The sequence below is a fragment of the Streptomyces sp. 184 genome (genome assembly GCF_045781775.1).
Taxonomy (GTDB): domain Bacteria; phylum Actinomycetota; class Actinomycetes; order Streptomycetales; family Streptomycetaceae; genus Streptomyces.
Window position 1 is genome coordinate 3,334,765 of sequence record NZ_CP123230.1, and the last position, 11,683, is coordinate 3,346,447.

At 74.0% G+C, this 11,683-nt stretch carries 8 protein-coding genes; 4 read left to right on the forward strand and 4 right to left on the reverse strand.

The window, feature by feature from the left end; translation table 11 throughout:
- Positions 1 to 38: 38 nt before the first annotated feature.
- Positions 39 to 1,283 carry a hypothetical protein gene (locus tag QBL21_RS14085; protein ID WP_407562512.1) on the reverse strand — a complete coding sequence of 415 codons (1,245 nt, stop codon included), beginning with the start codon at positions 1,281 to 1,283 and terminating at the stop codon, positions 39 to 41.
- A gap of 233 nt (positions 1,284 to 1,516) precedes the next feature.
- Between QBL21_RS14085 and QBL21_RS14090 the strand changes: the two genes are divergently transcribed.
- Both QBL21_RS14090 and QBL21_RS14095 read left to right on the forward strand, forming a co-directional pair.
- The gene (locus QBL21_RS14090; protein ID WP_407562513.1) at positions 1,517 to 3,178 is read left to right on the forward strand and encodes an FAD-binding oxidoreductase; all 1,662 of its coding nucleotides are present in this window, start codon (positions 1,517 to 1,519) and stop codon (positions 3,176 to 3,178) included.
- A 61-nt stretch (positions 3,179 to 3,239) separates the two neighbouring features.
- Complete coding sequence (locus QBL21_RS14095) at positions 3,240 to 3,677, forward strand: cupin domain-containing protein (protein WP_407562514.1); 438 nt, start codon at positions 3,240 to 3,242, stop codon at positions 3,675 to 3,677.
- A 90-nt stretch (positions 3,678 to 3,767) separates the two neighbouring features.
- On the opposite strand, the gene QBL21_RS14100 is transcribed toward QBL21_RS14095, so the two are convergent.
- Together QBL21_RS14100 and QBL21_RS14105 are read right to left on the reverse strand one after the other, a co-directional pair.
- Positions 3,768 to 4,793 carry a hypothetical protein gene (locus QBL21_RS14100; protein ID WP_407562515.1) on the reverse strand — a complete coding sequence of 342 codons (1,026 nt, stop codon included), beginning with the start codon at positions 4,791 to 4,793 and terminating at the stop codon, positions 3,768 to 3,770.
- Positions 4,794 to 5,002: 209 nt separating this feature from the next.
- A complete protein-coding gene (locus QBL21_RS14105; RefSeq protein ID WP_407562516.1) occupies positions 5,003 to 6,907 on the reverse strand; it encodes a discoidin domain-containing protein in 1,905 nt (634 codons plus the stop codon).
- Positions 6,908 to 7,095: 188 nt separating this feature from the next.
- Here QBL21_RS14105 and QBL21_RS14110 point away from each other — a divergent pair, with 188 nt between their 5' ends.
- Positions 7,096 to 8,148, forward strand: a complete 1,053-nt coding sequence (locus QBL21_RS14110) for a LacI family DNA-binding transcriptional regulator (RefSeq protein WP_407562517.1) — start codon at positions 7,096 to 7,098, stop codon at positions 8,146 to 8,148.
- A gap of 81 nt (positions 8,149 to 8,229) precedes the next feature.
- Here QBL21_RS14110 and QBL21_RS14115 read toward each other — a convergent pair whose 3' ends face one another.
- On the reverse strand, positions 8,230 to 10,035 hold the full coding sequence (locus QBL21_RS14115; protein ID WP_407562518.1) for a coagulation factor 5/8 type domain-containing protein: 1,806 nt from the start codon (positions 10,033 to 10,035) through the stop codon (positions 8,230 to 8,232).
- 464 nt (positions 10,036 to 10,499) lie between these two features.
- Between QBL21_RS14115 and QBL21_RS14120 the strand changes: the two genes are divergently transcribed.
- Positions 10,500 to 11,660 (forward strand): DUF1996 domain-containing protein, encoded by a 1,161-nt coding sequence (locus QBL21_RS14120; protein ID WP_407562519.1) that lies wholly within the window; start codon positions 10,500 to 10,502, stop codon positions 11,658 to 11,660.
- Positions 11,661 to 11,683 lie beyond the last annotated feature (23 nt).

Consider the following 11,683-nt stretch of genomic DNA (forward strand, 5'->3'; position numbering starts at 1 on the left):
CCGGCCGCCGGCGGGCCGGTGGCGCCGGCGGCCGGGCCCTACGTGCCGGGCGCCGGCCTCCGGCGGGTCAGCGCGACGGCCGACCCGGGCGCCGCCGACTCCGGCGCCGCGACCTCCAGCGGCTCGCGCCAGCCTCCGCCCCGCAGCTCCCACATCGCGTACACCGTGCCGTCCGCGCCGCAGAACACCGCGTCGAGCCGGTGCGGCGCCGCCCGGTGGACGAGGCCGATCGCCGTCTCCGGCGCACACGTGCCCGGCGGCGCGGCGGTCACCGGCCCGCGCCAGCCCGCCTCGCCGGCCACCGAGAGCACCAGCACCGAGCCGTCGACCCCGGCGACCACCGCGTCGAGCCGGTGCGCGGGCGTGTCGTACGCGAGCGTCAGCGGCGCGCCCGGCGCGCAGTTGCCCGCGGGCGCGACGACCTCCGGCCCGGTCCACGGGCCGCCCGCGTCGGCCCGCATGACCAGCACCGAGCCGTCCGCGCCGGTGAACAGCGCGCTCAGCCGGTCGGCGTCGTCGCGGTGCGCGAGCGTCACCGCCGTGCCCGGTGCGCAGGTGCCGGGCGGGGCGAGGACGGCGGGCCCCTGCCACGGGTGGTCGACGTCCGCCCACAGCGCCTGTACGGAGCCGTCCGCGCCCGCGTACACCGCCTCCAGCCGCTCGGCCGCCCCCCGGCGGCCGAGCCCGACCGGCGTGCCCGGTGCGCAGATGCCGGGCGGGGCGAGGACCGCGGGCCCGGTCCACGGGCCGCTGCCGCCCGCCCACATCACCTGCACCGAGCCGTCGGCTCCGGTGAACAGCACGTCCGACTGGTCCCGCGTCCGCTGGTGCGCGAGCGTGACCGCGGCGCCGGGCGTGCAGGTCCCCGGCGGCGTGAGCGCCGCGGGCGCCTGCCAGCCCCCGCCCCGCCGGGACCACATGACCTGAATCGAACCATCCGCGCCCGCGTACGCCGCGTCCAGCCGGTCGGCGGACGCCCGGTGGGCCACTCCGATCGGGGTGCCGGGCCGGCAGCTTCCGGCGGGCGCGACGACGTCCGGTCCGTGCCAGGGGCCGCCGCTGGCCGCCCCCAGTAACCGCACCGATCCGTCCGGTCCGGTGAAGAGCGCGCGCGCCTGCGTCAGGGCATCGGATTGCGGCATCGTGGCCTCCGGATCAGAGGCCGCCGGCCCGGTGGCGGGCGCAGCGACCGAGTGGGGACCGGACCACGTGTCGACGGCCATCATGCCGTACAGCAGCGAATCCGTGAACGCGGAGTCGCTGTCGTGTCGGAAGTGCGTCACGTCATCCCTCTCAGATGGCACGGTGCTGTCACTGCACCATGCCCCACACTGTCAACGCCCCGCCCCCCGGCCGTCGATCGTCGTTTGAGGCTATGCGGCCCGCCGTGAGCCGACCGCTGTCAAGACCGCGGAGACGCCTGAAGGGGTGATCGTGTAGGGGGATTTCCGGCCAAGATGGGGTCGGATTCGGCCCCGCACGCGGCGGGCAGGGGAAGCGGGAAAGGAGGGCGCGTATGACGCGGTCCTGGTGGGGCTGGGGAAATGCCGAGGACGCCGTGCGCGGCGCCGAACTCGACGCGCTGCTCGACCGGGTGCGGCTGCTGTCGACCGCCGAGCCGGCCGACCACGCGCCGCCGCCCGTCGCCTCCCTCGCGCTGCGCCCGCCCCGTGTCGAGCCGCCGGCCGCACTGGCCGGCCTGTGCTCCGCCGACCCGGCCGACCGCGCCGCGCACACGCACGGCAAGGCGTTCCGCGACGTCGTACGCAACCTGCACGGCGACCTGCGCCACCCTCCGGACCTCGTCGCCCGGCCGCGCCACGAGCGCGACGTCGCCGACCTGCTCGACTGGTGCACCCGCGCGGGCATCGCCGTGATCCCCTACGGCGGCGGCAGTTCGGTGGTCGGCGGCATCGAGCCGCGCCTCGCGGACGGGCGCGCGGCGGTCACCCTCGACCTCGGGCGGCTGGACGCGGTGCTGGAGGTCGACGCGACGAGCCGCGCGGCCCGTATCCAGGCGGGCGTGTACGGGCCGCGGCTGGAGGAGCAACTGCGCCCGCACGGCCTGACGCTGCGGCACTTCCCGCAGTCCTTCGAGTTCTCCACGCTCGGCGGCTGGCTGGCCACCCGCGCCGGCGGCCACTACGCCACCCTCCACACGCACATCGACGACCTCGTCCAGGCGCTGCGGGTGGTCTCCCCGGCCGGCACCGGCGAGTCCCGGCGGCTGCCGGGCTCCGGCGCGGGCCCGTCGCCCGACCGGCTGTTCCTCGGCAGCGAGGGCGTGCTCGGGGTGATCACCGAGGCGTGGCTGCGGCTCCAGGAGCGGCCCCGGTGGCGCGCCCGGGCGTCGGTGCGCTTCGCGGACTTCGCCGCGGCGGTGGCGGCGGCCCGCGCGGTCGCGCAGAGCGGGCTGCACCCGGCGAACTGCCGGCTGCTCGACCCGGCCGAGGCCCTGGTCAACGCGGGGGTGAGCGTCGGCGGCGGCGTGCTCGTGCTGGGCTTCGAGTCCGCGGACCACCCGGTGGCCGACCGGCTCGCGCGGGCACTGGAGCTGTGCCGCGACCACGGCGGCCGGCCGGACGGACCGGCGGAGCCGGGCGCACGGGAGGAATCCGGCGGCGCTACGGAGACGGGCGGCGGGCGCGGCGCCGGGGAGCCGGGGGAGTCGGCGGAGTCGGCGCGGGACGGCGGCGCCGGAGCGGCCTGGCGGTCGGCGTTCCTGCGGATGCCGTACCAGCGCGACGCCCTCGCCCGCCACGGCATGATCGTCGAGACCTTCGAGACCGCCTGCACCTGGGACGCCTTCGGCGCGCTCCACCACGCCGTCACCGACGCCGCCCACCGCGCCGTCCGCGCGGCCACCGGGGGAGCGGGCGTCGTCACCTGCCGCTTCACGCACGTCTACCCGGACGGCCCGGCGCCGTACTTCGGCGTCGTCGCGCCCGGCCGCTGGGGCAGCACCGTCGCGCAGTGGGACGACATCAAGGCGGCGGTCTCGGAGGCGATCGCGGCGCACGGCGGCACGATCACGCACCACCACGCCGTCGGCCGCGACCACCGGCCGTGGTACGACCGGCAGCGCCCGGACCCGTTCGCCGCCGCGCTCACCGCCGCGAAGTCCGCGCTCGACCCGGCCGGGATCCTCAACCCCGGGGTGCTCGTGCCCGAGCGGTGAGTCACCACCGGAGTTCGACTCTGCGAAGATGCCCTGAACGCCCGGAAAGAGGGGAATCGGCATGAACAAGCGCATGCGAGTCGGAATGGTCGCGGCCGTGGCGGCGGCGGCGACACTGGCGGGCGCCGTCTCGGCCGAGGCGACACCCGGCGGCCCCGGCGTGACAGGCAAGATCATTTGGCAGGCGACGGTGGGCGGCAGGGACTACATCCTGCGCCAGGTCACCATCCCCGCCGGCCAGAGCACGGGTTGGCACTTCCACGACGGCACCCTGTACGGGTTCGTCGAGAAGGGAACGCTCAGCCACTACGACTCGACGTGCAAGGCCGACGGTGTCCACCGGGCGGGAGGTTCGCTGTCCGAACCTGCCGGCCCCCAGTACGTGCACACCGGGCGCAATCTCGGCACCACACCCGTCGTTCTGGACGTGCTGTACGTCCTGCCGCACGGCGCACCCCTGTCGCAGGACGCGCCCAACCCCGGCTGCGACTTCTCCTAGCCGACCGGTTCACCGGCGTGCGGAGGGGCGGCCCCGTCCCCACGTCGTCAGGCGGGAGGCCGCCCCCACGCCGGTCCCGAAGCGGTCCGCCTACTGCCCCGGCTGCCGGTGCCCGGGCTGCTGCGACGGAGGCGGCGGCACGGGCTGCGGGCGGTGCTGCGGCTGCTGCGGCACGGACTGCTGCGGCTGCTGGGGCTGCTTGGGCTCCTGGGCCTGTTGGGCCTGCTGAGGCAGACCTTGGCGCCGCCGGGCCGGGTCCGCGATCGCGACCACCGCCTGCTGCGCCTCCGCCAGCCGCGAACGCGCCTCCTCGACGCGCCTGGCGTAGCGTTCCTGCTCCACCGCCGCCCGGATCTCGATCCGCTCCGCCGCCTGCCAGGCCCGGTCGCGCAGGTCCGCCGCCTTCAGCTCCGCCTCCCGCAGCAGCCCGGTCGCGTACTTCGCGTTGCCGTCGCGTCGCCGCAGGTACTCCGAGCGCACGGCCTCGGCCTGCCGCTCCGCCGCGCCCAGCGCGTCCTCCAGCTCCTTCAGCCGCGACCCCGCCTCGCCGGAGACCTTCCCCTCGCGCTCGGCCTGCGCCGCCTGCTGTGCGCCGATGTGCGCGGCGGCCTCCAGCGTCACCTGCTGCGCGCGCTGGCGGGCGTCCTCGCGGGTGGCGTCCGCCTGCCGCTGCGACTCGGCGAGGAGCTGCCCCGCCGTCTCGTGCGCCTGCTTGATCCGCTGCCGCGCCCGCTGCTCGGCGTCGGCCCGTATGCGCTCGGCGTGCCGCTCCGACTCCTTGCCGCGCTCGGTGGCGGCGGCACGGGCGGCCTCCTTCAGCTCCCGGGACTCCTCGGCGGCCCGGGCGAGGATACGGTCCGCCTCGGCCCTGGCGTCCAGGTAGAGCTTGCGCGCGGTCTCGCCGAGCGACTCGTACGTCTGCGTGCCCAGCGCCGCGGCCTGTTCGAGCAGCCCGGCCAGATGCCGCCCGCTCGCCTCCACCTGCGCTTCCAGCTCTCTGGCGTGGCGCAGGGCGGCCTCCCGTTCCGCGAGCAGGTCGCCGACGACGCGGTCGACCTGCTGCGGCGCGTAGCCGCGGCTCCTGGTGGCCATCATGAAATCGCCGGGTTGCATCATCTCGCCCATCGTGCCCTGTCGTCTCGGCTGCCCACTTCACCCCATGATGCTGCATCCGCCGCCCGGAGGCGGCGGGCGGTCCCCCGGGTCCGCAGGCGGGTAGCGTGGCGTCGCGGGCGCGCTCGCGCAAGTCCCGTGGCAGAGCGACGTGGTGACGGCCCCGGGCGCCGTCGGGCACCCGGGGCCGCCACGGTCCCCCCGCGGGCAGGTCAGCGCTTCTGTTCGACCCGTACCCAGTCGATCTCGGCCTGCACGCCGCCGCGCGCGATCCTGTCGACGCTGGACTGCGGCAGCCCCCAGTAGGGCTGGGTCACCTTGTTCCAGCCCGCCGGGTAGGCGCCGCCGAGGGCCAGGTTGAGGATGACGTACTGGTTGTGGTCGAAGACCCACTGGCCGCGGGTGGACTCCAGCTTGTTGCGGGTCGTCTCCTGCACCAGCCGGTCGTCGACGTAGAACCGCATCGTGGTCGGCGTCCACTCCACCGCGTAGTTGTGCCACTGGTCGGCCCGGCCGCCGTTGGGGAACGTCTGGCTGGCGCCGATGTTGCCGGCGCCCGAGTAGCCGGGGCCGTGCAGGGCGGAGCTGGTCCAGGTCGGGTAGCCGATGTTCTCCAGGATGTCGGTTTCGCCGGAGTTGGGCCAGGAGACGTCCGGGTTGTCGACATCGCTGCCGAGCAGCCAGAACGCGGGCCAGAAGCCCTCGCCGTCGGGCACCCGGATCCGGGCGCTCACCTTGCCGTAGGTGAAGTCGTGCTTGGTGTAGGTGTCGATACGCCCGGAGGTGAAGTCGTACGTGCCGCCGCCGGCCTGCGTGCAGCCCTTGCAGTACCTGGCCTCCAGCTCCAGGACGCCGTTCTCGGTGCGGATGTTGTTCGGGCTGTCGACGTACGCCTGCGCCTCGCCGTTGACCGAACCCATCTCCTGTCCGGTGCGCACCACCCGCCACTTCGAGCGGTCCAGCCCCGCGCCGGTGAAGTCGTCGAAGAACGTCGTCTGGTACGCGCCGCCCTGCTCGCCCGGCAGCGCCGGGTAGGCGGCCTGGGCGCTGCCGCCGGTGCCCCAGACCTGCACCTCGTAGAGCGAGTAGCCGAACTGCGCGGTGTGCGGGGCCGGGTTGTGGAAGGAGCGGCGCTCCTTGCCCAGGATGCGGACGTAGCGGCCGGTGGCGGGGGAGCCGAGGGTGATCGTGTCGCGGATGCCGGCGGCCTCGCCCGGGGGCTTGACGTTCGCGCGGCGCTGCCCGATCTCCTGGGCGGAGGGCCGGTGGACGGTGCGCCAGTTCCGGTTGTCGTCGGAGACCTGGACCTCGTAGTCGACGGCGTAGGCGGCCTCCCAGTACAGGTCGAGGCTCTGGATGGTGGAGGTGGCGCCGAGGTCGACGGCGAGCCAGCGGTTCTGGTGCCAGTCGCTGGCCCAGCGGCTGCTGTCGCCGCGCAGGTCCGCGGGCCAGCCGCCGTCGGTGGCGAAGGACGGGGCGTTGCCGGCGTGCTGGTAGCGGTTGGCGTAGACGGGGTGGTTGAGCGCGAGGTTGGTGCGCTGGGTGGATGCGGGGGCGGGCTCGCCGCCGAATATCTGGAGGCTGTCGAGCCGGTAGGCGCCGGCGGCGCGCTCGATGCCGCGGACGCGGATGTGGCGGCCGGTGACGTCCTGCGGGTAGGTGTGCGCGGTGACGGCGCCGGCGGCGCCGGCGGTCTCGGTGTAGAACGGCTTCCAGTTCGTGCCGTCGGCGGAGACCTCCACGGCGTACCGCTTGCCGAACGCGGTGTCGTCCCAGTCGAGTACGGCGCGGTGCACGCGGATCGTGGCGCCGAGGTCGACGGCGATCCAGGCGCCGTCGGCCGCGTTGCTGGTCCAGCCGGTGCCGGCGTTGCCGTCGAAGGCGGCGCCGGGGCTGCCGCCGGTGGTGCCGGAGGCGGTGACGGCGGCGGGGTTCGCCGCGTACGCCGCGGCGGCGCGGTCGTCGTTCCAGGCCGCCGCCGCGGCGGCGGTGCGCGGCTCGTCCGGCACGGCGGCGTGGCCGGCGCCGGCGGGGCCGGCGAAGCCGCTCAGCAGCGCGAGGGCGACGGCCGGCGCCAGCAGGGCGAGCGGGGTGCGTCTGCGGGTGGGGGAGTGCATCGTGGCTCTCCTCAGGTGGGGGCTGCGTTGCGTGGCATGGTGCTGCGTGGTTCGCGAGCCGCAGAGAGCGCTCTCTCACCGGTGAGGGTGACGGGCGGTCAGCGGTCCGTCAAGAGGTCTTTCTGCGTGCGATGGTCGAGTGGGGGAGCGCTCTCTCGCCTCCTTCGGCGGGGCGGTATAAAGGCTGCATGGCAACAGAAGCTGCGCGGCCCGGCCGCCCCGCCACCCTGGAGGACGTGGCCCGGGTCGCGGGGGTGTCCCGGGCCACGGCCTCCCGGGTCATCAACGGCTCGCCCACCGTCGACGCCGCGCTGCGCCGCAAGGTGGAGGAGGCGATCACCGCCACCAGCTACGCGCCGAACCGGGCCGCCCGCTCCCTGGTGACCCGGCGCACCGACTCCGTGGCCCTGGTGGTCTCCGAGCGCGAGCAGCGCCACGTCGCCGCCCCGTTCATCGGCCGGATGTTCACCGACCCGCACTTCGGCCGCGTCGTCAGCGGGCTGCTCCAGGTGCTGCGCCCGGCCGGCATGCAGACCGTGCTCATGGTCGCCGACGACGAGGCGTCGCGCCGGCAGGTGCTCACGTACCTGCGCCAGGGACACGTCGACGGCGTCGTCCTCATCTCCTCCCACCCGAACGACCCGCTGCCCCGGATGCTCTCCGAGACCGCGCTGCCCACCGTGCTGGCCGGCCGGCCCGGCCCCGCCGCGGCGCTGCCGTACGTCGAGGTCGACCAGCGCGCCGGCGCCCAGTTGGCCGCCGAGCGCCTGGTGGCCCAGGGCCGCCGGCTGATCTGCACGGTGGCGGGCCCGCAGGACATGCCGGCCGCGCAGGAGCGGCTGGAGTCGTTCCGTGCCGCGCTCGCCGCCCTCGGCGTGGCCGGGCTGCCGTGGGCGGAGGGCGACTTCACCCGGACCGGCGGCGCTGAGGCGATGCGCCGGCTGCTGGCCGAACACCCCGGCCTGGACGGCGTGTTCGTCGCCTCCGACCTGATGGCGCTCGGCGCCGTGCCGGTGCTGCTGCGCGCGGGCCGCCGGGTGCCTGAGGACGTGGGCGTCGTCGGGTTCGACGACAGCGAGGCCGCCGAGGCGTCCGAGCCGGCCCTGACCACCGTGCGGCAGCCGGTGGAGGACATGGCCTCCGAGATGGCGCGGCTGCTGCTGCGGCAGATCAGGGAGCCCGGCGCCGTGCCGCCCTCGGTGGTCTTCCGCCCCACCCTGGTCGTACGCGATTCGGCCTGAGCCCCGGGTCCGAAGGACCCCCCGCCCCGCCCCCGGCGTCCGCTTGACCGGGGGCGGGGCTTGCGCACCCGCCGGTGCGGCTCAGGGGTACGAGACGACCTTGGAGGGGATCGTCGACGTACCCGAGGTCGGAGCGCCGTGGTTGTTGATGACGTGGGCGTACTGCCCCTGGCCGCCGAGCGAGACCACCATGATGTTGTGGAACTTGATCCCGGAGCCGGTCGGTGTGGCGAAGCCGTGCTCCTGCACGATGCTCGGGGCGACGTTGTAGTAGCAGTAGCTGCCCATGCCCCAGCCCTCGTGCTGGCTGACGCTGTCGGCGACCTTGTACGCGGCGTAGCCGCGCAGGCTGCCGTTCTGGATGGCCGCCTGGTTCGGTGCGTCGTACGCCTTCTCGTTCTGGAAGAAGATCGTGCGTCCGCGCTCGCCGTTCCACTGCACGTCGTACTTGTTGAAGTGCTCCACGAAGAACCCGGTCGTCAGCACGTCGTCGCCGTTGACGACCACGCCGTAGTCGCACCGGTTGGTGTCCCAGCCGACGCCGTCGCCGTGGTCCGCGCGCCAGATCCAGGTGTGGTCGACGACCACGTGCCGGCTGTTGATCACCATGCTGGTGGTCGCCTTGCCGGGGCCCGCGCCGCCGATGCGGATGAACACGTCCTGGAGCGTGGTCGGGTTGGCCGCGTGGTCCGCGGAGGAGCCGTCCGGGCCCACCTCCAGCAGCACGTCGGAGTTCTGCGGCCCGGCGTCCAGCAGGAAGCCGGCGAGCCGCACCCCGTCGACGTCGGCGACGGTCATGGCGCTGACGCCGCCGTCCGGGATGATCGTGGGGTAGCCGATGCCCAGGACCACGGTGTTCGCCCGGTCGATCACGATCGGTGCGTCGACGTGGTAGATCCCGGGGGTGAGCAGCAGGTGCTTGCCCTGCCGGAGGGCGGCGTTGATGCTCGCGGCGGTGGCGCCCTGCTTGACGATGTGGAAGTCGGACAGCGGCAGCGACTGGCCCTGCGGGTTGCCGCCGCCCCAGGTGGTGCCGCGCGCGTTGCGGCGCAGCGCGGGCAGGAAGACCCGGTACTCGGCGCCGGCGACGTAGAGGAACGGCTTCTCGCGGGAGATCGGCGTGGTGTCCAGGGTGGTGTAGGGCGGGTCGGGGAAGGACTGCCCGGGGGCACCCTCGACGCCGGAGAAGACCATGTTCCACACGCCGTTGAGCCAGCCGCCGATGCTGCTGTCGCGGGTGTACCACTGCTGCTGCGAGTACGGCTGCACGGTGCCGTCGATGCGGCTGTCGGCGATGTAGCCGCCGCTGGCCCAGCCGTAGCCGTCGGGGGCGAGGTTGAGGTTGCCGCGCACGTGCATGCGGCGGAACGGCGCCGCCTGGGAGACGGCGAAACGGTTGGTGCCGTTGACCGGGCTGAGCGACAGGTTCTCGGCGGAGCGCCAGAAGTTCTGGGTGGCGTTGCCCTGGAACCAGCCGGCGTCCACGGTCACGTCCCCGTTGATGTGCGTGTCGTCGGGGGACAGGCCGAGGCCGATGATGGAGGTGTAGAAGCCGAGCTGGGCGTTGAGGCCGTTGTACGTGCCGGGCTTGAAGAGCAGCGCGTAGCGGCCGCTGCCGAACTGCGCCGACTCCTGCTGGCGGAAGATCTGGTCCAGCCGGCCCTGGATGTCGGGGGAGGACGGGTCGAAGAAGATCACGTTGGGGCCGAGGTCCGGGTCGGCCAGCGGCCGGGCCGCGGACCGCTGCGGGGCCGCGGTCGCCTGCGAGACCGCCAGTCCGGTGGCCGGCACCGCGGCTGCCGCCGCCGCGGCGGCCAGCAGGCTGCGGCGCGACGGACCGGAGCTGGTGGGCCGCGCGGGCGAGTCTCCGGTGGGGGGTGTGCGCATCGTTGACACTCCTGAGTCGTCGGCTCTGGTGCGGGTGGCACCCGGTGGGGCGGATGGTGCGCTGGTCGGCTCTTCGATCAGGCTTCAAGGAATGAATGATTGAGTGAAAGAGAGCGCTCTCTCACGCCTGAGTTGGTTTACGCCCATGGGAACGCGCCGTCAAGGGGGTGCGCACGCACCAGTGACGGCGACGGGGCCGTAAGTCCCGTTTTGGTGCGCTTGGTTGGGGGTGGCGCGGCGGGAACGACGGTGCGGGGCGCGGAAGTTGGCACGTACGCGATGAGTTCAAGGGGTGTGAAGACGACCGGGTGTGCGGCGAGCCTTGACAGCATCCCGACCCCGCTTCTACTTTCCCGGTTGGAGCGCTCTCTCAGCCGTGTCGGAATCCGATCACCTCTTGAAGGAGAGTCGTGTCCTCATCCCCCCACAGCCAGGCGTACGCCGCCCGGCCCAGACGACGGCCCTTGGTTTTAGCCGTCTTCGCGGTCCTGGTGCTGTTCGCCACGCTGACCTTCGACCGCGCCCAGGGCGCGGAGCCGGCGGGCCCGCAGCCGCTGGCGAGTGCGCAGGACTCCACCCGCGCCGACCTCGGCGGCCTCACCGAGGTCGACCGGGTCGCCCTCGACTGGAGCGGCGACCCGGTCGACGACTTCCAGTTCCAGACCTCCGCCGACGGTGAGCGGTGGGTCACGATCCGCCGGGTCACCGGTGCCACCGGCGGCGAGCAGGCCTACGACGTGTCCGGCATCGGCCGCCATCTGCGCGTCCTGGCGACCGACCGGGCCCGGCAGCAGGACCTCGACCTGGCCGGCCTCGACGTCTTCGGCCGCGCCGCCGACCGGGCCGCGCCGGCCGCGGCCGCGGACGTCGTCCGCGTCGCGGAGTTCCTCGCCGAGTGCCCGTACAGCCACCGCAAGCCCGACGACCCGATCGTGCTGCCCGGCATGCCGGGCGCCTCCCACATGCACAGCTTCTTCGGCAACGACTCCACCGACGCCCACTCCGACCTGGGGAGCCTCGAAGGCGGCCGGACGACGTGCGACCCGGTCTCCGACCTGTCCTCGTACTGGGTGCCGACGCTGTACGACGGCACCCGTGAGGTCGAGCCCACCGGCACCACGTTCTACTACCTCGGCGAGGGCGTGCGCGACGACGTCATCGCCAACATCCAGCCCTTCCCGCGGGGCCTGCGCATCATCGCGGGCTACTCCAAGGCGACCGGTCCCGACGACAACTCCAGCGCCCGCTGGTCCTGCCTGCACCACGGCGAGGTGCCGCCGGGCAAGGAGTTCGTCGACTGTCCCGACGGCTCGATGCTGGAGTCGTACCTCGACTTCCCGCAGTGCTGGAACGGCGTCGACCTGGACTCGGCCGACCACAAGAGCCACATGGCCTTCCCGGTCGGCGGCCAGTGCCCCTCCACCCACCCGGTGCCCGTACCGAAGCTCCGCCAGGTGCTGAGGTACCCGACGAACAGCCCGCCCGCGCAACTCTCGCTGGCCTCCGGCCGCGGCTACACGATGCACGGTGACTTCTTCAACGTGTGGCCCGAGGACGAGCTGGCCCAGCGGGTACGCGACTGCATCAACCCCATCATCAAGTGCGGTGCCGACGGCACTCCCTGAGCAACGATCCCCCCACCCCCCGG